The sequence below is a fragment of the Paenibacillus sp. FSL H8-0034 genome (assembly GCF_038000305.1).
Classification (GTDB): Bacteria; Bacillota; Bacilli; order Paenibacillales; family NBRC-103111; genus Paenibacillus_S.
On record NZ_JBBOBS010000001.1, the window covers coordinates 4,792,572 to 4,812,769 of the forward strand.

Genomic DNA, 20,198 nt, shown 5'->3' on the forward strand with positions numbered 1-20,198 from the left:
ATTAATGCGAATTGCCGCCTTTTGTATAAACATCCTTTGGAACGAGCATATTGAGCAGCGGCTCCCCTGCACGATAACGCTTTATGTTTTCGCAGATGATGTCGAGAGATCGTGCTACGAGGTCCGGCATCTCTGGAGTGCAGTGTGGCGTGATGACCATGTTCGGCGCATCCCATATCGGACTGTCAGCTGGCAACGGCTCCTGTGCAAACGTATCAAAGCCAGCTCCCCCGATTGTTCCTGCCTTAAGGGCAGCTACCAGCGCCTGTTCATCAACGACCGGACCACGAGCCATGTTGATCAGATAGGCGGTCGATTTCATCATTTGAAGCTCACGTTCCGCAATCATATGATAGGTTTCATCGGACAAACGCACCGATAAAGCGATAACATCACTTTCGCGCAGCAGCTCGTCTATCGTTTCTCCACGATCCGCGCAGTACAGCTGATCGACTCCGGGAGGAGCATCCGTCACGCTGCGCCGGTAACCCAATACACGCATCCCGAATGCTTTGGCACGTAATGCCAGCTCGGTGCCGGTATATCCCATCCCGATAATCCCCATTGTTTTCCCATACAAACCGCGTCGATCCTCGTAGCCGGGAATACCCCGCCAGCGATGCTCCTTCTGTGCATCATGCAAGCCATGAGAATTGTAAATCAAGGACAAAGTCAGGAAAAAGATATGCTCTGCCAGCACCGGACCGGAACGCCCAGCCGAGCCGGTTACGAACAAACCACGTTCGAATACCTCTGGACGAGCGGAATGATTCAACCCCGAATGATCACAATGCACCCAACGCAGACGTGGTCCTTGCAGTATCTGGTCATCCAGATCGCTCTGTAAAATGGCCACATCCGCTTCCTTCAATACTTCGGCAATACCTTCCTTATCCTTTCTATCAAGCTGGATAAATTTGGTGTCGGGTCCAAACGCATCACGCAGCTTTTCCAAATGCCATCCAGTATAAGGTACTGTCGCAAGTACGGTTTCTATCTTTCTTGTGTTCTCCAATTATCTCACTCCTCTGTATGAGTCAAGCCAGCTTTAACTTTATTAACCTTTGACCGATCCCAGCATCACGCCTTTAGCAAAATGTCTTTGCAGGAACGGATATACGATAAGAATAGGTACCATCGAAAGCACGATGGATGCCATGCGGATCGTTTCCTGAGGCGGAGCCGCATCATTGCCGGACGTTTGCCCGATTCCTGAAGCGTCCGCATCAACAACCAGCTGTTTAATTAATAGCTGCAGCGTCCATTTTTTGGTATCCGAGATGTAAATCAGTGCATTAAAGTACGTATTCCAATGATTGACTGCAAAAAACAGCGTAAACGCCGCAACTGCCGGCATCGACAGCGGGATGATGATTCGTACAAATACCCCGAGATCCGAACAGCCATCAATTCTCGCCGAATCCTCCAATTCCGGATGGATCGAATCCATGAAGCTCTTGACGACGATCAAACTCCAGGCATTGGTCAGACTGGGCCATATCAAAGACCAGTAGGAATTCAGCAATCCTAAATTTCTCACCAGCAAATACGAAGGAATAATCCCGGCGCTAAAAAAAAGCGTGAAAATGACAACTCCGAGAAATACCTTTCGTCCCGGCACTCCCTTTTTCGTGAGTCCATAGGCCATTGTAAAGGTGAACAGAAGGTTGAACAGCGTACCCACCACCGTAACAAATATGGTGCTGTTCAGCGAATCTATAAAGCTGCGGGTCGATAAAATAAACTCGTAAGAGGATAGCGACCACTTCTCAGGAAAAATATAAAATTTTAGCGGTACATAAGTCTGTGGATCTGTAAATGAAATACTCAACACATAAAAGAATGGAAATAAGCTGATCAAGGAAATCAGTCCCAAAGCGCTGTAATTCAGAACATCACCAAACGTCGTTTTTCTATTGTGGACGAAGCTCATAGGCAGCCTCCTTTCTGCTTCATGGATACATGATTTTAATAAATACCTTCGTGTCCGAGCTTTTTAACCGTGTAATTAGCACTCCATACGAAGATAAAGCCAACAACTCCTTTAAAAAGACCAACAGCTGTACCGATACTTACATTTCCTTGAAGAATCCCAAGCGTGTAGGAATACGTATCAAATACCTCCGCGACATTATGGACGAGCGGATTCATCATCAACAGCACCTGCTCGAATCCAACGTCTGCAATATGACCCAGCCTCAATATCAGGAGAATGACGATAGTCGGTCGTATCGCAGGAAGCGTAATGTGCCAAATTTGTTTAAAGCGTCCGGCTCCATCAATGACAGCAGCCTCGTACTGTTGGGTATCTACAGCGGCAATAGCTGCCAGAAAAATGATCGTTCCCCAGCCCGCTTCCTTCCAGATGTTTTGCAGGGTCAAGATGCCCCAGAAGTATTGCGGCTCGGATAAAAATGAAATGCTGTTCATCCCTAAATTGACCATCAGCTTGTTGAGAAACCCGACGTCTACAGACAGAACGAAAAATGTCATGCTGACAATGACGATCCAGGACAAGAAATGCGGCAAATAGACGATCGTTTGATTCAGCTTCTTGAACCATTCATGCCTGACTTCATTCAGCATGATAGCCAGGACAATCGGTAACGGGAAGAAAAAAATAAGACTGATCAAATTAATAGCCAGTGTGTTGCGAAGCAGGACAAAAAACTTCGGGTCACCCAGCAATTCACTGAAATGGGCAAAACCAACCCATTCACTTCCCGAAATACCGGAAAACGGACTATAATCCTGAAAGGCTATGAGCAGCATCCACATAGGGAACAGCTTGAAGACGAGAAAAAATATAAAACCGGGCAAAATCAACAAGTATATAAAGCGGTTAGCGATAATCTTGCTTAGAAGTCTGTCTTTTTCGGACCTGCTTGAAAAAGGGACTGCGGCTGCGGATTGGTCGGCTATTTTGTTTGTGTTCAAGATTTCCTTCTCCTTCCCCTGCATGATCGTGCTGGCAGATTCCTGCTGAATGAGAACGAGAAGGCAGCGTTCTGCTCTCCCGTTCTGCACCAGCATTTATCTTGTTGTGCATCACCTTTTACTTTCCATAAACATCCTTATAGCTTTGGGCGAATTCCAGATAAGCCTTTTTAATTTCCGGATTATTGTTCAGCTTGTCTACATAAGCCTTGTAGTCTTCCATCGAAATCTGTCCGACAACCGCCTTGATAGCCATGGAGGCCCATTCCTGCTGGTATTTAGGCCAATTGGCAACCCATGTGGTCGAGGTAGCGACAGCGAACGGGTCAACCATCCCTTTATCAAAGTAACCCCAGGATTCAAATAGTTTTTCCTGAGCCAGATTATACTCCTCAGGTGCAGCAGTACTATCCATTTTCATGTACTTGTTATAGAAAAGGGGCAATACTTGCCAAGGCGCGCTCGATCCAAGCTCTTTATCACGCAGAGGCGTAATAACCTTATAGCCGTTCACTACATTGTAGTGAGTTCCCTCAACACCATAGGTGGTTAAATTATAGTAGTCCAGCGTCGTTGTCTTCTCAAAATAATCCAGTATTTGCTTAACCTTGGCTTCTGGTACGGTTTTGGCAATAAACATTTGATCGACAACACCGGTTCCGACACCGACCGCATATCCGCCTGGGCCTTTCAACGGGGCTACCGATTGTGCCTCTGCGTCAGGCTTGATCTTTTTCAACGTTTGCGTGAAAGGGTAGCTCCACCGCATACTCTCATTGATCAAAGAAGCTGCCTTACCGGATTGATAGAGCTCGGTAGCTTGGGTGGGCTTCATAACCGAAAATTCTTTGGACAAGATTCCGTCGGCAAACAAAGTCTTCATCCAGGCAACGAATTCCGTGAATTGTGGAGTCAGCTTACTGTAGATAAGTCCGCCTTCCGGGTTGTAGGTCGGTTTATCGGTACCAAAAGCGTTGCTTAGACCCCCGCTTGAATTTAAAAATACATCCTGTTTGGAAACCATCCCGATCATTCCCGGATTAGCTGCAATAATTTTTTTCAAGGCCGAGGAATATTCATCCAAAGTTTGCGGCATCGGAATCCCCAGTTGATCCAGCAAATCCTTACGAATATTCGGTGATCCCTGAACCGTCGAAACACTTTGCGGAATCCCATAAATTTTCCCAAGCGTCTTGCCGGTCACCCACGCATTAGGAGCAACATTGTTTTTCAGATTTGGATACTTGCTGAAATCCCCGAGAAAGGGAGTCAGGTCCCAAAAGGCGCCATTTTTTACAGCGTTAATGAACGGTGGACTGTTCACATTATTAGAAGGATTGGCAATCAATACTTCAGGAAGATTATTGGAGGCCAGGATCAAATTCAGCTTGGTCGCATAATCCCCGTCAGGAATCCATTCCACGTTCAGCTTGGTGTTTGTTCTCTTCTGATATTCTACCCAGTAGGAATTGTTCATATCGGGAACCTGATCAAACAACCGTACGGTCATCTGGATCTCCAAGGGCTTATCGGACGTTGCGGGAGTGCTTGCTGCCGGAGCATTTGCAGGAGAATTGCCGCTGCTGCATCCAGCGAGAAAAACGATCACCAGCCCCAGATTTATCGATAGCTTAAATTTCGATATTTCCGATAAATTTCGGGAGCGCTTACGAGTTTGCTTCATGTGTACATCCCCTTCATTCCATTATTGAAATTCCATCTAAAGCTTACAAGCGAGAAGCTTATTGCACAGGCTGGTCAGCCTCCATCATCCAGCCTTTTCCCCCTTTCCTTGATGTGGATGGACTTCCCACCTCCAAGTTATGATACGTTGGGTTGGGCATCAATAGTCAATTATTAAGACTCTTGTCGATATCGTAAAAACAGCCTGTTTATTAGCGATAACCTGCTCTCAGCTTAATATTTGTCTAGGTGTGGCGCCTTGTGCATCCCTTTATGCATGTCGCACTTTGTTATGTAGTGTGCCGATGCCTTCTATGATACATTCGATGCTGTCGCCAGCCCTGACCGATCCCATGCCATCAGGTGTACCGGTTAGGAGTACATCGCCGGGGCTAAGTGTCATGAATCTGGATGCGAAACAAATCATTTGCTCAATCGAGGTAACCATTTGGGATATGGAGCTGTCTTGTCTCAAGATACCGTTGGTGCGGGATTGAACTCTTATTTCGAGCAGATTTAAATCCGTCTCAATCAATGGTCCCAGCGGGCAAAACGTATCAAACGCCTTGCCTACCGTCCAGTGGCCATCCGGATGAAAATAAGATAATGTGGATACATCATTGGCAACGGTATAGCCATAAATATGCTCCTTGACCTCAGACTCCTTGAGATTACGTCCGGATTTCCCAATGACTACAGCTAATTCAGCCTCAAACATAATCTCACTTAATCCTATAGGAATGATGATATCTTCTCCGGGACCAACAACACAGGTTTTGGGTTTGAAAAATAAAATAGGCAGTTCCGGGGCTGTGGGAGGCGTCTGATCATTGGGAACATAATTTTTACCGATCCCGATAATTTCATTGGGAATAAGTGGGGCGACCATCTTAACTTCATTGGATGCATACGAGCGTCCGGACTTCTGGAAATTTCCAAATATGCTCCCGGTTATTTCCCAAACCATATGACCCTCCAGCACACCATAAGTGGCTCTGCCTTCAGACGGTTCCATAAATCTTACGATTTTCATATACAAGTACCTCCGATTATTGGATGTTGATGCTTTTCATTGATTAGTCTCTCGATGACGTCAGCGGTACAATGCCCGATGCTCGCTTGGAGATGTCCCTACCCGTTGTTTAAAAACCCGATTAAAGGTACGTGGGGAATAACCGACAGCACTGGCAATTTGGCTGATGCTTTGATCCGTTTCTACCAGTAATTTTTGAGCCTCATTGATCTTGCATTCCGTTATAAAATGTAAAAATGAAATGCCGACCTCCTGTTTGAACAAGCTGCTCAAGTAAGGAGAGGCGATGTTAAACAAATCCGCGCATTCGGTAAGGGAAATATTGTGAGAGATGTTATCCAGCAGGTAGGCTCGGACTTTACTGATCGTCTGCTTGCCGGTTGTATTGTAGTTTTCATCCGCAATTTTACCGTAAAGCGGAAACAGCGTATCCATAAACCAGCTGAATATTTCTTCTCCTGTCTCCTGCTGTTGAAATGTATTGAACAATTCGTATTCCAGCATTCCGGATACACCCCCCCCTTTATTTTCCAGGGAAGTGACTATGGAAGCCAGCAGCAGGTAATAGCTTTGGGAAACCATATACAAGGATTCTGAATGACCAAGGGCATTCATAAATTCCTGCATCGCCTCACGGGCATGCTGAAGGTTGCCGTCGGCAAAGGATTCAACAATTCGCTTTTCGATAGAAAATGGATATTTAAATGTTTTGGAGTTATGCGGATTTTCCAAATCATCGATGTACAGAATGGCTTCGACTTCTTTGAACAGACGGCTTTGCAGTGCCCGGTTCGCTTCGTGGTAGGACAAACGAATATCAGCAATATGCGGATACAATCGGCCGATTCCGATGGAGCTCTGAAGCTTTAAATATTGCAGCATGGCGGAACGAACGGATTCTGCAAACTGCCTGGATAAGTCAATAGCGGATTCGGTTGACAGGTTCCGATCAAAATGAAGGATGACCGTTCCTTGGCCTTGCTGATCGTGCAGTACAAATCCTTGAAGCTTCCGATGATCGGATAAAAGCTCTTTCATCACATTCACGATTGCAAAAGTAAGCACCGACTTGTCCTGAGGTTGAAATCTCCCCTCCTTGAATGCATTCTCCACTTTGACGAGCAGAACTACATAAATACGATCCAAAGGAATTCCATACTTGATGCATTCGTCATTCAGAGTGCTGCTGTCAATGTAATTGGTACCGAGCCACTGCTGCAGAAGCCTTTCTTTTAATGGAGATATGGAGCTTGACCACAATTGCCCCATCGTTTTGCTTTCGTTATCCAGATAGTCCACCAGCTTCTGAATCGGCGTATAGGCACGTTTGAGCGTAAATACGGTGAGAAGAGTGCCAACTGCAATAAAGGTGAGAACGGCCAATAGAGCAACCCAACGTATCCAGCTAAGCTCCTCCAAAATGATTTGGTTAGGGATAGCTGATACATAAACATTGCCTGAAGCAGACTTCAAATAAGAATAATTCAACTTGGTTCCATCCGAGCTTCGGTCAAAAAGATTATTGCTCTTGCTTTTATCCATAAAGATGGTATTCATGACAGATTCGCTAATGACAGCTTGATCCCCGGATGTTTTCTGAGATTGAAACAGCAGCTGTTGCTTGGGATCGATCACAAAAATCGATTGGCTTCTCGTTAATGTCAGCAAGTTTGCATAATATTTGGTTATCTGGGCAATATCTACTTCGGTTACTAACAGTCCCTGAGACTCACCCGAGGAAAGTGTCGGCAGCTTTAACACATAGGTAATATATCCGCCGCTTGTTCCACCAGGCACATAAATCCATTGTCCATTCAGATTTCTTGCTTCGAGCAGCTCGATATCATTTTTATATTTAAAATCCTCAAACCGTTGAAAACCTAATTCGTTGGATAACACCATTTTTATACTTTGATTGTAGTAGAATAGATCTCCTATAAAACTGTTATTCGATTTATGAAGCGTAATTTTTCGTAACAGCTCTCTTTGAGAGACATAATTGGTCTGGTAGTCTGGAAAGGAGAAGGAGTTAACGACTTCGGGATCAAGCGCCAGCTGTAAAGCATTATCCTCGATATTACGCATCAATTTTTCCGTGTACTGCTCGATCATATTTAATGACATTTGATTGTTTTCCTGAATACGGGAAATTCCCACATTCATTGAATACTGGTAATAGGCTACTCCCGACAAAATAATAGGCAAACAAGCCGACAGACACCCAAACCAGATAAGACGGTACAAATAATGATTTTTCATTCCAACAGAACCTCCTGACACTTACACATTTCCTGTACACTCCAACGTTCAATAAAAGGACCGCTCTGATTAAAAAACCTTTGCCGCTGCAGCGACAAAGGCTCTTAGGATAAATCCCCCCTCCTTTTTATTCCACTTTACCCCTACAGCATGCTCAGAATCCCTTGTTCTTTAGGATACATGAAGATTTTAGCGATGGAAACGTAGTACTTTATATATATTTTATGTATGATTTGTTTATAAAATTAAAAAGCACCTACCCTAAGTAAGTGCTTTAAAAGAATTAATTATTGCTAAGCTCTTGGAAAGCTCGTGGTTGATTGGCTAAAATAAACTCTTTGATCATAATTGCACATTCCCGGATTGAGTTATCATACGTATCGACTTCAAGATCATATCTATGATGCTGGTGTACGATATCAAATTGGGCTTTGGCGAGACCAATCGGTCTATCTCCTCGTTCTTGTTCCCTTCGTTCCAGTTCATCAAGCGGACAGTGAACACCGATAAAATAGGCTTGTGTGTTATGTAATAATTGGACACATTCCTCCAACCAGCTTGGCTCAATCAGTACATGATCAACTATCATATTCTTGCCTACCCTTGAAAAAGCCATTATATAATGATGAAAAAGCGATATGACTGGATTTTCTATCATTTCTTCTCTTTCAATTGTTTTTATTTCTTCTCTGGATATGTGATCGCCAAACATACTCATCAACATGTCATTGACACCAGCAATCGCATTATCGACAGATAAGTAAATAAAATCTTCGTCAAGCAGCTGAATAAGCTCTTTAGAAATACTTGTTTTCCCTGCACTTGAAGTGCCGTTCAGAAAAATGACGGTTCCGATCTTTGTCAAAGTAACCTCCTATCTCTTACTCATTCACATCAGTAAATAAGCTCGCAATCATTAAGCACAGTCATGTATATAATATTCTTCCTATTGTGCACGCAGGTAAGGAGGTTCCGTGCCACTTCCCCCTTTCCCTCCCATCGTCCCACGGCTGACTTCATAGAGCATTTGCTGTTCTCCGGCTACTCCTTCTTTGCTCCAACGCTCAATGAAATGAACCAGGTATTGTTCCTTTACGTCAGTTTCCTCGACCGCCGTTTCTCTTTCAACATCATAACCGTCGACCTGTAATTTCTGCATTCCGACTTGTTTGGGGAACCTGTCGATGGTGGTCCCGCTGCCGGAAGTCGCAAAATTGACTGCATCCACGGCGGTAAAAGGTGGCTTCGGCGGTGAAGACACGTGTAAAGCACCTACAAAAATCCCAAAAAGAACAAGAGGTGCAGCTATTAGCAATACGCGCGTTCCCCGCTTGACAAGTGGCAAAAAACGGAGGATCAACCTGTCAAAACCGTAAAAAAGAATCGCCGCTGTGCCGCCCATGATGCTAAATAAAGAAGATTGAAATATAATACCAAATAAGAACCCAAGGACAGCGTGGATAAGACCGGATATTAACCATTCGCCCGGACCCATTACCTTCACTTTTCTAATTGCTACTTCCGTAATTGATGAAACCAGAATGCCGTAAAGAAATATACTCGGTACCGCATACAAAGCAATGACAGAGGCCCACGATGCATAGCTGCCAGCCGCATACCAAGCTGCCCCTCCCACAGCCATGAATGGGAACGACACCAAGAGTACGATCGTCCATGAAGCGAAATAAGCGGCCAGACATTTTCTCCTAAGCATCTTATCTCCTCCTTCGAGTCATAGTCTATGGTTCTTTGTTATGGAATATTTTACTATTATACCTTATGAGAACCAATTTTCGCCAACCTCTTAGCGTTATCGTGGGAACAACAGAAAAGAAAAAACGGCTGTTTCGCAAACGATGCGAACTGAGCCGTCTTTTTGTGTTTACAGAAACAAAAGTAAATTATGAATGGATTTCGAAATCGTTTTCGCGTATGAAAATGTATCAATCTATTGTGTACGACTTCCGTAATATCCCGACCCATTCACCATGTTGTTTTCCCATATTTGAGAAATACCTTTTTCGCTTTGGCTACCACATAACCACTGCCACCCCGCTTTTTCACATCCTCAACCATCATCGTCAGCAGCAATTGATTAAGAGTGGCATCGAACTCAATAAACCAGCCATTCTCCAACCCGTCCTCGCCCTTCTTTTGCTTCAATTCCGCTGTGCCTGTCTTACCTGCGATGTTCATGCCTGCTATGTAGGCGCCATGAGCAAAACCCTTAGGGTTCCGGACGGCCTCCACAAGATCCTGACGCACAATCTCGGCAACCTCCGGTCTGATAACATCCCGCTTCCATATGGTGTCAGCCGGGTTGGAAGCTGATTTCACCAATAATGGTGCAACCACATTGCCTTGGTTAATAATAGGCGTATAGGATAACGCTACATGTAGCGGACTCATCTGGACTTCTCCTTGTCCGTAAGCCGAATCGGCAAGCTGAATGTCGTTCTTGATCCCCTGATTGGCCAGACTGGATCGCGGAAATGGGTACGGCAGCGGCAGCGGCTCTCCAAAACCGAATTTGTAGGCGCCATTGTAGAATGTATCTTTTCCCATCGCAAGCGCTTCCTGAGCAAAAAATATATTATCCGAGAAAACCAGCGCATCACGTAAATTTTCATTGTGCACATCCCGATCACGTGTTACATAATAGTTGCCCCAAGATGCATCCTTTGTCCAGTATAAGCCTTGAATATTTCTGACGCGATCTGGAGAGGACACACCTGCGTTCAAGCCTACGGCCGCTGTAACGGTTTTAAAAATCGAGCCCGGTGAATACAGCTTTGTAAAACGGTTAAGGAGCGGAATATTAGGATCCCCATTCCACTTGTTCCATTGCTCAGCCGAAAGTCCCGATACAAACAGATTAGGATCATACGCAGGGCTGCTGACCAATGCCAATATTTCACCGCTCTGCGGCTGTAAAGCAGAGGCAGAACCCGCATCTCCTTGATACTGCTCGTAGATCGCCCTTTGCAGTCCGCTATCGATTGTGGTTTGGACATTCTCTCCCGCTACCGTCTCCTTGGATGCCAACGTTTCACGGGTAGCCCCATTCTCATCAATGATCACGATTCGCACTCCGTCCTGGCCCTTTAAGCTTTTCTCGAACAACTGCTCCAGCCCTGCCTTGCCCAACTGGTCATCAGGACCGTAGCCTTGATCCTTCAGCTTGGCCAGTTCCTCTGCGTTAATCCCTTGAACGTAGCCAGTCAAATGGGCGGCGGCTTCGGCAATTGGGTAGGTGCGGATCTTCTTTTGCTGAAAGGAGACGCCCTCTATGCCTTGAAAAGCCATGACTCCCTTACCGTCGGTAGAACCGATTGGAACAAAATTACCGGGTTTTACCCAGGAAGCCTTTAGCTTTTTGTTAACCTCATCCGCTGATAATCCCAAATATTGAGCAACCGATTGAACCGTCTTTTCAGCATCCGGGCCTAAACGATCCGCGGCTAATCCAAGAATGATCAAGCTGCCATTAATCGCCAGCCCTTCCCCATTCCTGTCGTATATTTCACCCCTCATCGCCTTAGTGGTACGTACAGTTACCTTATCATTGTCCTTCATAGCGGGGAAAATAAGCGAAGGATTCCAGTCTACCTTCCAATACATGGTTGAGTTTTCCTTGATTAACTTTGCTTGATAATTAAATTCAATGGGACCTGCAATCGTCATAAGCGAAGCATGGTAAGTATAAGTAGCTGTATCCTCTGGTGCAGGAGTTGGCTTGGTAGGAGCTGGAAGTGTTGTCCTTTCGATATGCAGCTGACTCATCCCGATTCCTTCATAAATGGAGGAGTAACGCTTAACGAACTGCTCTTGCGATAGTCTGGTTTGGGAATCTGACGACAGCATCGCATACATATCTTCATATTGTCCCTTTTGCCACGCGGCCATATAAGAATCGAAGACCTGCTCGGGCGTCATCGCTTTAGGTTTGGATGCTTCGTTCCGACAGCCGGTAATGAGCAGCAGCAGAAATCCCACGATCAACCATTTGGATGTTTTCAAGGATAATCCCCCTTTGCATATAAGTTATCTATTATCCGTAAATGCGGCTTACCATACTAAATATAATGAAGTATGGCAATCAGTTACATAGACAAACGATCACAACTTGCTGACATTTTCATTTCACAAAAGGAAAATAGACGATCCCGTGAAGGCAACCGTCTATTTTGGAGTGATCTATGGGTTAGCATGGGAGCAGTTGGCGGCTTCTCCCACAACATAGCATATGTAAATCTATCAATGAAGGAACGACAAGTTCCTCCCCTACAAGCGCACATTTTGTATAAGTACAATCCATCAGCCTCTGACCATCATAACATACAGAAGGTCACACGGAAGGAGGCTGGAAATATGGGATATTTAGGCGGAGCTGGCGTAGGTTGTGGGAGCTGTGCAGGTTTGGGTCTGGGAACTAGCACAGGTGTAATTCTTGTTTTATTCATTCTGCTTGTTATTATTTCGAGAACATTCATCTAACATAAACCGTTAATATCGTGATATAGTCAAAAAGACAGTAACCCGAAGGGAATTGGATTCCTTAATCGGTTACTGTCTTTGTTCAGAGCGACGCCTGCATACAAGCTTAATTCGCAATAAACTCCTGAACCCACTCGCCATTATAATAAGCTACGCCAATTTTCGTATAATTAGGGCTCAAAATATTTTGTCGATGCCCTGCGCTGTTCATCCAGGCAGTCATCACATCCTGTGGAGTCTTCTGACCCATGGCAATATTTTCACCTGCATACGTATATCGAATACCATACGATTTCATCATGTTAAAGGGGGAGCCATAGGTAGGAGAGGTATGATCAAAATAATGATTGTTATACATATCCTTCGCTTTATCCAAGGCCATAGCCGATAATGCACTATCGCTTGCCAATGTCTTCAAGCCTGCTTTGGTGCGTTCCTGATTAACCAAATTAACCACTTGACTCGCAAAGGTGGAGGTGGTTGTCGGGGTGCCTGTTCCCTGCGGAGCTGGAGCACTTGAGCTTGTTCCGGGTATATTCAATACCATGCCAGGCCAAATATTATTGGCATTGGTAACCTGTGGATTGGCTTGAACAAGGGAGCTTAAGCTAATTCCATACTTCTGGGCTATCGTCCACATCGTATCGTTGCCTGTTACCGAATACGGAGCAGCCGAAACCGCCGTGGCGCCAACAATTGTACCCAAGGCAAGTAAACCGGTTAATACGGACTTCTTCAAAAACATTGCAAACATCCTCTCTTTTTTAAGGCCTACGAGGTTAGCTGACGGGTTCGGGTCAAAGAGCAATCGCCCGGCCATAAATACGGCTTCACCCCAAAGATTGGGTTCCCCATGCCTCTTGTGGAAGCTTCGGCCTGATATGAATCTCTCACAATACCCGTATGCACAGCTTGATGCTGGATATGGTTTAAGAGAGTTCCATTTTAACACGGGATTTACCGACGAGCACTGCACAAAGTTTTCCATTCCTATTTGCATTTCACAAAGCCTTCATGCTTTGTTCACCTTTCCGTTATTGAAATAGCTCAATGTAGTCATGCCTTTGTGAAAAATGATAGATACAATAAAAGGCAGGTGAGGTGATAATAGATGACAAGCAAATACAGAGTATTGGTCGCCGATGACGAAGAACGTATACGCACAATCGTACGCATGTATCTGGAGAAAGACGGAGCTTGTGTTGAGGAATCCGACAATGGCAACGATGCTTTGCATAAAGCGGTGGATAACGATTATGACATCATTGTGCTGGATTGGATGATGCCGGGTCTGAGTGGACTGGAAATTTGTCAGATGGTCAAGCAAGTAAAAACTACTCCCCTGCTTATGCTTACAGCCAAGGATAATGAAGACGATACGATCCATGCCTTCAAAGCAGGGGTCGATGATTATGTGACCAAACCTTTTAGTCCAAGGGAATTCACATGCCGAATTCAAGCTATCCTTAAACGGACACAACCCGGCAAATTCTGGTCTGCCACCCAATCACCCGCAAACAGATTTATGCTGCCCCATCTTATAATCGAGCATGATGCCCGCAGAGTACTTGCAGATGGACGCGAGATTTCCTTAACTCTCAGGGAGTATGAGCTGCTGCGATATTTAGTAATGAACGAAGGAATCACCTGCACAAGAGACAAGCTTTTTCGTGATGTGTGGGGCTATGAAGACCATGGAGATCATCGCACTGTAGATTCCCATGTTAAACGCGTTCGTGAAAAATTACAGTCTGTGTCCCCTGCTGCTGCCGCCATGATTGGGACTGTCTGGGGTATCGGTTACCGATTGAAGGCTTCGAATATTTAAAACAGCTTCTGCATAGTGAACAATTGGGGTGAATTGTCTCGCTCTGCTAATTGCTATTATGGAAACCGTTTATGTGGTAAAAGGACGGGAAGTGTACAGGAAGATGGCTCAATTCTGGGGTAAGCTCTTTCTGATCAATTTTGCCATCGGGATTGTCATAGGTTCGTAGGTGATATGTTTGGAGCTCCGTTGGCCATTGAGGCCTTGCTTTCTTTATGGAGTCTACCTTCATTGGACTATGGATCTTTGGTTGGGATCGCCTCTCGGCCAAGCTTTGTTGACAGTAAATTGTCAGCCGGGATCGGGGGCAGGCTTTTTTGCTGTGCCGTCATCTGCATAATTGATTATTATGTTATTGTACTGCGTAACAACAAATGGAGGGCAAGGATGACATTAAGGTTAATGCCATCCGCCCAGGGTGGATGGAAACAGGTGATTAACAGTCTGAGATCAGAGGATCACAAACAGCCTCACACAATACATGATGGGAGTCCGAAGACTACAGAACAACCTCTCTGCCGGTTTCCGCAGATTTATAGATGGCTGATAAAATTTTAATCATATCAACGCCATGCTCCGGCAGATTGATCGGCTCTGCTCGCTGCTGGACGACCTCGATAAAATGCCTAAGATGCTCTGCGTGGCCTGGAGGCGCATCTTTTTTCAGGACAGGGGTGATGTTCGTCAATTGGCCTGCTGCTTCGGAATATAGCTGCAGCACGCCATTCCGCAAATTGCTGCCCGCTTTGGTGCCGCGAAGCTCGACGAAGTTCGCATCCTCAAGAATATTGGAGGCCCAGCTGAACTCAATTTGCAGTGTAGCTCCGTTCTCAAAACGTATAAATCCAATAGCAAGATCCTCGACGTCAAAGGTTCCGCCTTCTTTCTTTTCACCGAAACGGCTGTGGACAGAGTTGGAAATTTCATTATTAGCGAATTTGGTATAGGTCGCACCAGCAACCGCCACCGGCTTCGGGTTGCCCATCAGCCATACAGCCAAATCGATGAAATGGACACCTAAGTCAATTAACGAGCCGCCACCAGAAAGCTCCTTCGTTGTGAACCAGCCGCCTTTTCCGGGAATGCCTCTACGACGAACCCAACCGCAGCGACCTGTATAAATCTCACCCATATGCCCTTCGTCAATATAACGCTTTAAATAGCTGGAGGCTGGTGTGAAGCGGTTGTTTCTCATCGTCATCAGCACCTTGCCGCTGGCTTTGGCTGCATCGGCCATTTTCTGGGCTTCCTCAGGATTGATGGCATCCGGCTTCTCGCAGAATACATGCTTGCCGGCCTTCAAGGCTGCAATTGCGATTTCGGAATGAAAGTAATTCGAAGTACAAATATCGATCACATCGATATCATCACGCCCTAGCAGCTCACGGTAGTCAGCGTATGCGGAAGGGATGCCAAATTCTGCTGCAACGGACTCAGCACGTTCTTGATTGATATCACAAACAGCGACGATCTCCACCTCAGGATGTGCTTGCAATGGCTGTACATGTGATACCCGAAAAATGTTGCCGACGCCAACAATACCTAATCTTAACTGATTTGCCATGATGCTTCCTCCTCTAATTCCCTATGTAGGTTTATAGCTTAGTGATCATTTGGGTCAAATTGACATAAGCCTAACATTGTTCAGTATACAGGAATTCAGTTTTGAAGTCCTTTACCTATTATCCAATTTTATTCACTTATCTTATCGTCAGCATTCTATGTATATGAAGGCTTTACATAGGGTTTCCTTTGAAATACAATCAATGTTATCGGTTACAACCAATTGATGTATCTTACTTATACTAAGGCGGATCCAGGTGACTTATGATGCGAATTGTTACTGCAGGGTATTCCCGGCACACACGGAGTTATTATTCTAACCAGGCGCATGGCTTGAAGTATTTTCTAGTGCGGCTGCAAACAGAGGGCTTCTGCCAAGCTTTGGTGAATGGCACCTTATACACAATTCGCCCAGGCGATCTCCTGCTATGCAAACCTGGGGACAGCTATGAGCTGATGGTTCAGCTTGGCAGCAATGAGCCGCCGAGCGGGGACTACTTTCTAAGCGTGGAGCTCAATGAATGGATGCTGGAATGGTGGGAGGACTACAAACAAGAAGTCAAGCTGAATGTAGGTGTAGACGAAATGCTGATTTCCATTTGGCGGCATCTGGTCTATGAAAAGCGGAGAGTGAAGGACTCCAATCCCGACATCATGGATTATTTATGCCGAAGCATTCTGTTGCATATGAATCGTCTGATTTCAGGTGGCGTCAGCTCTAATCCCTATGAACGCTCGGTGTCCAACCAAATCAAAATGTTCATAGAGAAAAATGCTACGGAGCCCATTACGCTCAGGGACGTCTCAACGGCTGTTGGCCTTAGCGTGTCCCGGGCTTCGCAGCTTTTCAAGGAGGCGTTTAATCAATCGGTGATGGATTATGCCATCGAGGTTCGTTTGTCAATTGCCAAAGAGCGCATTTTGATCGGTGGCTCAACCTTGCAGGAGGTTTCCTTTCTTTGCGGGTTTGCCAACTATACCCATTTTAATCGTTCATTTCGTTTGCGCTACGGGATGTCACCCAGCGAATACAGACGGCAGGTTCGTCCTCAATGATGGCAAGCCAATTGCAAGGGCAACCTGGGTGCTTTTTACCAGTTCCAGTTGCCCTTACTTAGTCCGATTTGTTCTAGACATGCAAGTAATAAAGACTTATGAACTGCAGTAAGTGATTGTTCAGTACAGGCTGAATCCGCTATGTATTCAAGCTCCTTTGCCTTTTTTAAAGTTGATTCGGACAGATTGTTCGAAATCACTGCCTGATTAAAGCACGGAGGTGATATAAAGACTCGGCTGGATCGTTCCAGAATAAGCCGTGTATGATCGGGAGGGATAACTTCAATCTTGACGACCATTGAGATCGCAATTGCAGCGACGAGAATACCGGCTCCAACAAGATATCGCTTGATATACGTTTTCATTCAATGGTAATCCCCCAAATCAGTCTTTGTCGCTTCATAATCCCAAGCATAGAACCAGCTATCCGGGTAACTTGGACAAACAGTCGTTTTTTGCATATATTACACCTTTCTTTGCCGAATTTCTTGCACCTTACTACTTTACAAGATACAGCTAAAAAGTTGTATGACTACAAAGAGCTATTTTCAATAAGAATGACAACATATGCTTAAAAGTATATGGGTAAGAACGTAAATAACCACTCAGCGTATATGAGCGGCGAATTACATTTACAAATGTTCATCTATGGTCACTATATCAACCTGTCTCTATAATAGTACTCAAAATTCTATATAAAATGGTTGAGACTCCGCGTTTAAACAATATTCAATCCGTTGCCTAAAGTTCTGCCATGTCACCATACTCAACCCCTCTTCTATTGGAAAATATTTAGTTTCCAAGCTTTCATTCGTTATCGTTAGCTGTCCTCCAATTGGTCTTGCTAAAAATAATGTATTGACTATTGATCTCTCTACATTTTGAAATACTCCACAAAATTTTATGATCTCAACATCAACTCCTGATTCTTCCTTAGTTTCTCGAATAGCAGCGTTGTGTAACGACTCGCCTTCTTCAACTTGTCCTCCGGGCATTTCCCAACCTCTTTTTGGTCCCTTGATAAGCAATATTTCATTATTATCATTAATCACGATTGTCGCAGCAGATACAATGTGTTTGGGAGGATTCATATATGGAACAGTCCTTTCAAATGTTATTCTTTATAGCCGCGCAGCTTGGGCAGCATCTGCTGCAAATCCAGCATATACCCGTAGCGGGGCACGGAAATAATATATTTTCCATATTTAGCCAGCTTCTTGCGTAATCGATACACTAAGGTGTTGACTTCCTCGCGACCTACATCAGGAACATCATCGATTCCATTCGCAGCTCTTTCAGGCCATATGTTCATCCGGATTTCATCATAGCTGACAGCGGTGTTAGCCATTTGATACAGCAGACCAAACAGCTCGGTATCCTTACTGGATAAGTAAATTTGCACACCGTCAATGATGATCTCCCTCCGTTCCATATTAACAAGCAGGCCATGATGTTCTTCCTTGTCTTCCTCGGTAGGGAGCGGAAATTCCTGTGTATCCCCGACACGCTTTTCGTTCTTATTATGAAAAGTAAGCTCCGCAACTCCTCTTGCCAGACTAATGATATCGCCATCATGAAGCAAAAAAGGCTTGTTATTACCAATGACCGTATGATTAACCCGGGTTCCATGCTTGCTCATCAGATCGATAATAAAGAAACGATCATTTTCAACAACAATGACAGCATGCCTTCTGGATATATAAGAGCTGGCAAAATGGATGTCCGGGACCACCTGTTCCCACACACGCCCGATAACCGTCTCCTGCTTGACCAGATAACACGGATTATCCTGCTTGGCAGTTTCGCCCTGATTGATAGTCATATACACATCTTGATCGAACATTTTGCTTAACTCCTTTACAATCCCTTTCTTAATTACTTTCGACAAAGCCTGCAAGCCATCCTGCTGGAGGATTAATCCTTGTTCCCGTAGTACCTATTGGAATGAATATAATGGAATGAGGAACGATATGAAATAGACAATCGATAGCAATTTGCTGACAATTTCGTCAAACTGTACAGTTTGGAAGCGGAGTGTGATTTCCAATCACTTGCAACATTTCAGGCTGCCTGCACGTTAATAATTATGGAGAACGACCCAACAAGGAGCTTCATGGTTCCTATCCTACTCAAACACTCAACAGGAGGTATTACTCATCATGAAACAATTTAAAGTATTAGGTTCAGTCATTGCTGGCGTTCTTATAGCTACCAACGTTGTATCCGCAGCTCCAAATGAGCCTGCACCGGTGAAACCAATGCCGATTTCTGCTTCCATTCCACAGGATTCCTACGGGGGTCTGAAATTTAATCTCGTTATCAATGGAAAAGGATTTGCGCCAGAAGAAGCTTCACTATATGTCGGACCCAACAATCAAATTATGGTACCCATCCGCGCTGCTGCCGAAGCTCTTGGCTACAAGCTGACCTGGACGCAGGACACGCAGTCACTGGAGCTCGTCAAAGACAATCAGTGGATGTCCCTTCAAATTGGACAAGACAAATACAGCTTCGCCAAAATGTACATTCCGCTTGAGGTTGTGCCTGAGCTAACGAACGAGAAAACCTATGTACCGTTGTCCTACTTCGAGAAAGTGATGAAGCTTCAAGTGGTGGCCAGCCCAACGGGTACGATTACGATCAGTTCCAGCAATCAGGGTAGCGAAGAAGCCGCTTCAGCTACAACCAAGCAAGGAACCATCACGAGCATCACTTATAGTGAAAAAGGTGGAGAAATCGGCCTCAATGGTTACGCTCACGGTGTTCGACTGAACATTTCCGATGAGACGGAAATCGTATCCGCAGACAACCAGAAGCTAAAGCTTGCTGACCTGCAGCTTGGCATGTCCATTACTGCTGAGCACAGCCTGGTGATGGCTATGAGCATGCCGCCAATGACTAATGCCAAGAAAATTATCGTAACAGATACACATCCCGCTCAACAAACCTTAGGCACCACGGGAGCGATTGAAGAAATAACCGCTTCCGATGGCGGCACAACGCGTCTTGTGATCAAAGGTGATAAGCTTAGCGACAGCTCCTTCGAGACGATCGTACTGAACGTTTCAAGCTCCACGCCGATTATTGGTACGAAAGATAATCAACCCATTGCCTTAGATCAGTTGAAACAGGGCGATAAAGTGTATGCATTCTATGGCCCTACCTTGACAAAAAGTTTACCGCCAATCGGTCAAGCTGTCAAAATCGTTGTAGAAAACTAAGCTGGTTAAGTCACTCGTATCTTGCTAAATAAAGCTGGCCCATAGCCGCTGCATCGTCATTTCACATACAAAGGCTTCTGAAGCCTTGATGTGCGAAATACATGGATCAGCGTAACTCGGG

The 20,198-nt window shown here is 45.0% G+C and carries 18 protein-coding genes, 1 pseudogene and 1 riboswitch; of the genes and pseudogenes, 5 read left to right on the forward strand and 14 right to left on the reverse strand.

The window, feature by feature from the left end; genetic code table 11:
* Position 1: 1 nt before the first annotated feature.
* From NST47_RS21580 to NST47_RS21620, 9 genes are all read right to left on the reverse strand, one after another.
* Entirely contained in the window at positions 2 to 1,015 is a 1,014-nt protein-coding gene (locus tag NST47_RS21580) for a D-2-hydroxyacid dehydrogenase (RefSeq protein WP_341156977.1), read from the reverse strand.
* A 42-nt stretch (positions 1,016 to 1,057) separates the two neighbouring features.
* Positions 1,058 to 1,933, reverse strand: a complete 876-nt coding sequence (locus NST47_RS21585; protein ID WP_341156978.1) for a carbohydrate ABC transporter permease — start codon at positions 1,931 to 1,933, stop codon at positions 1,058 to 1,060.
* Positions 1,934 to 1,968: 35 nt separating this feature from the next.
* Positions 1,969 to 2,961 carry an ABC transporter permease gene (locus NST47_RS21590; protein WP_445667476.1) on the reverse strand — a complete coding sequence of 331 codons (993 nt, stop codon included), beginning with the start codon at positions 2,959 to 2,961 and terminating at the stop codon, positions 1,969 to 1,971.
* Between the two features lie 94 nt (positions 2,962 to 3,055).
* Positions 3,056 to 4,621, reverse strand: a complete 1,566-nt coding sequence (locus NST47_RS21595; protein WP_341156980.1) for an extracellular solute-binding protein — start codon at positions 4,619 to 4,621, stop codon at positions 3,056 to 3,058.
* Between the two features lie 270 nt (positions 4,622 to 4,891).
* Complete coding sequence (locus tag NST47_RS21600; RefSeq protein ID WP_341156981.1) at positions 4,892 to 5,653, reverse strand: fumarylacetoacetate hydrolase family protein; 762 nt, start codon at positions 5,651 to 5,653, stop codon at positions 4,892 to 4,894.
* Between the two features lie 60 nt (positions 5,654 to 5,713).
* Positions 5,714 to 7,912: a helix-turn-helix domain-containing protein gene (locus tag NST47_RS21605; protein ID WP_341156982.1), complete on the reverse strand. Its 2,199-nt coding sequence runs from the start codon at positions 7,910 to 7,912 to the stop codon at positions 5,714 to 5,716.
* A 283-nt stretch (positions 7,913 to 8,195) separates the two neighbouring features.
* A complete protein-coding gene (locus NST47_RS21610; RefSeq protein ID WP_341156983.1) occupies positions 8,196 to 8,777 on the reverse strand; it encodes a chloramphenicol phosphotransferase CPT family protein in 582 nt (193 codons plus the stop codon).
* Positions 8,778 to 8,858: 81 nt separating this feature from the next.
* Positions 8,859 to 9,626: a hypothetical protein gene (locus tag NST47_RS21615; protein ID WP_341156984.1), complete on the reverse strand. Its 768-nt coding sequence runs from the start codon at positions 9,624 to 9,626 to the stop codon at positions 8,859 to 8,861.
* A 269-nt stretch (positions 9,627 to 9,895) separates the two neighbouring features.
* Complete coding sequence (locus NST47_RS21620) at positions 9,896 to 11,932, reverse strand: penicillin-binding transpeptidase domain-containing protein (RefSeq protein WP_341156985.1); 2,037 nt, start codon at positions 11,930 to 11,932, stop codon at positions 9,896 to 9,898.
* 351 nt (positions 11,933 to 12,283) lie between these two features.
* Between NST47_RS21620 and NST47_RS21625 the strand changes: the two genes are divergently transcribed.
* Positions 12,284 to 12,409: a YjcZ family sporulation protein gene (locus NST47_RS21625; protein ID WP_262684419.1), complete on the forward strand. Its 126-nt coding sequence runs from the start codon at positions 12,284 to 12,286 to the stop codon at positions 12,407 to 12,409.
* Positions 12,410 to 12,515: 106 nt separating this feature from the next.
* On the opposite strand, the gene NST47_RS21630 is transcribed toward NST47_RS21625, so the two are convergent.
* Positions 12,516 to 13,154 carry a CAP domain-containing protein gene (locus tag NST47_RS21630; protein WP_341156986.1) on the reverse strand — a complete coding sequence of 213 codons (639 nt, stop codon included), beginning with the start codon at positions 13,152 to 13,154 and terminating at the stop codon, positions 12,516 to 12,518.
* Between the two features lie 8 nt (positions 13,155 to 13,162).
* Positions 13,163 to 13,296, reverse strand: a riboswitch (cyclic di-AMP (ydaO/yuaA leader).
* Between the two features lie 224 nt (positions 13,297 to 13,520).
* Here NST47_RS21630 and NST47_RS21635 point away from each other — a divergent pair.
* Together NST47_RS21635 and NST47_RS21640 are read left to right on the forward strand one after the other, a co-directional pair.
* The gene (locus tag NST47_RS21635) at positions 13,521 to 14,237 is read left to right on the forward strand and encodes a response regulator transcription factor (protein WP_341156987.1); all 717 of its coding nucleotides are present in this window, start codon (positions 13,521 to 13,523) and stop codon (positions 14,235 to 14,237) included.
* Positions 14,238 to 14,274: 37 nt separating this feature from the next.
* A pseudogene (locus NST47_RS21640) lies at positions 14,275 to 14,512 on the forward strand (cytochrome ubiquinol oxidase subunit I); the annotation flags it as partial.
* 224 nt (positions 14,513 to 14,736) lie between these two features.
* On the opposite strand, the gene NST47_RS21645 reads toward NST47_RS21640, so the two are convergent.
* Complete coding sequence (locus NST47_RS21645; protein ID WP_341156988.1) at positions 14,737 to 15,801, reverse strand: Gfo/Idh/MocA family protein; 1,065 nt, start codon at positions 15,799 to 15,801, stop codon at positions 14,737 to 14,739.
* A gap of 263 nt (positions 15,802 to 16,064) precedes the next feature.
* Between NST47_RS21645 and NST47_RS21650 the strand changes: the two genes are divergently transcribed.
* Entirely contained in the window at positions 16,065 to 16,856 is a 792-nt protein-coding gene (locus NST47_RS21650) for an AraC family transcriptional regulator (protein WP_341156989.1), read from the forward strand.
* Positions 16,857 to 16,891: 35 nt separating this feature from the next.
* Here NST47_RS21650 and NST47_RS21655 read toward each other — a convergent pair whose 3' ends face one another.
* The 3 genes from NST47_RS21655 to NST47_RS21665 all read right to left on the reverse strand — a co-directional run bounded on the left by NST47_RS21655 (position 16,892) and on the right by NST47_RS21665 (position 18,699).
* Complete coding sequence (locus NST47_RS21655) at positions 16,892 to 17,221, reverse strand: hypothetical protein (RefSeq protein WP_341156990.1); 330 nt, start codon at positions 17,219 to 17,221, stop codon at positions 16,892 to 16,894.
* 318 nt (positions 17,222 to 17,539) lie between these two features.
* The gene (locus NST47_RS21660; RefSeq protein ID WP_341156991.1) at positions 17,540 to 17,947 is read right to left on the reverse strand and encodes an NUDIX hydrolase; all 408 of its coding nucleotides are present in this window, start codon (positions 17,945 to 17,947) and stop codon (positions 17,540 to 17,542) included.
* A gap of 23 nt (positions 17,948 to 17,970) precedes the next feature.
* The gene (locus NST47_RS21665; protein ID WP_341156992.1) at positions 17,971 to 18,699 is read right to left on the reverse strand and encodes an FHA domain-containing protein; all 729 of its coding nucleotides are present in this window, start codon (positions 18,697 to 18,699) and stop codon (positions 17,971 to 17,973) included.
* 316 nt (positions 18,700 to 19,015) lie between these two features.
* On the opposite strand from NST47_RS21665, the gene NST47_RS21670 reads away from it, so the two are divergent.
* A complete protein-coding gene (locus NST47_RS21670) occupies positions 19,016 to 20,077 on the forward strand; it encodes a copper amine oxidase N-terminal domain-containing protein (protein ID WP_341156993.1) in 1,062 nt (353 codons plus the stop codon).
* The last annotated feature ends 121 nt before the right edge of the window (positions 20,078 to 20,198 follow it).

Coding starts and splice junctions, on each gene's coding strand:
- NST47_RS21670 (WP_341156993.1), top strand. CDS start 19,016: ATGAAACAATTTAAAGTATTAGGTTCAGTCATTGCTGGCGTTCTTATA.
- NST47_RS21615 (WP_341156984.1), bottom strand. CDS start 9,626: ATGCTTAGGAGAAAATGTCTGGCCGCTTATTTCGCTTCATGGACGATC.
- NST47_RS21605 (WP_341156982.1), bottom strand. CDS start 7,912: ATGAAAAATCATTATTTGTACCGTCTTATCTGGTTTGGGTGTCTGTCG.
- NST47_RS21660 (WP_341156991.1), bottom strand. CDS start 17,947: ATGAATCCTCCCAAACACATTGTATCTGCTGCGACAATCGTGATTAAT.
- NST47_RS21645 (WP_341156988.1), bottom strand. CDS start 15,801: ATGGCAAATCAGTTAAGATTAGGTATTGTTGGCGTCGGCAACATTTTT.
- NST47_RS21625 (WP_262684419.1), top strand. CDS start 12,284: ATGGGATATTTAGGCGGAGCTGGCGTAGGTTGTGGGAGCTGTGCAGGT.
- NST47_RS21655 (WP_341156990.1), bottom strand. CDS start 17,221: ATGAAAACGTATATCAAGCGATATCTTGTTGGAGCCGGTATTCTCGTC.
- NST47_RS21600 (WP_341156981.1), bottom strand. CDS start 5,653: ATGAAAATCGTAAGATTTATGGAACCGTCTGAAGGCAGAGCCACTTAT.
- NST47_RS21630 (WP_341156986.1), bottom strand. CDS start 13,154: ATGTTTTTGAAGAAGTCCGTATTAACCGGTTTACTTGCCTTGGGTACA.
- NST47_RS21590 (WP_445667476.1), bottom strand. CDS start 2,961: ATGCAGGGGAAGGAGAAGGAAATCTTGAACACAAACAAAATAGCCGAC.
- NST47_RS21595 (WP_341156980.1), bottom strand. CDS start 4,621: ATGAAGCAAACTCGTAAGCGCTCCCGAAATTTATCGGAAATATCGAAA.
- NST47_RS21585 (WP_341156978.1), bottom strand. CDS start 1,933: ATGAGCTTCGTCCACAATAGAAAAACGACGTTTGGTGATGTTCTGAAT.
- NST47_RS21635 (WP_341156987.1), top strand. CDS start 13,521: ATGACAAGCAAATACAGAGTATTGGTCGCCGATGACGAAGAACGTATA.
- NST47_RS21665 (WP_341156992.1), bottom strand. CDS start 18,699: ATGTTCGATCAAGATGTGTATATGACTATCAATCAGGGCGAAACTGCC.
- NST47_RS21650 (WP_341156989.1), top strand. CDS start 16,065: ATGATGCGAATTGTTACTGCAGGGTATTCCCGGCACACACGGAGTTAT.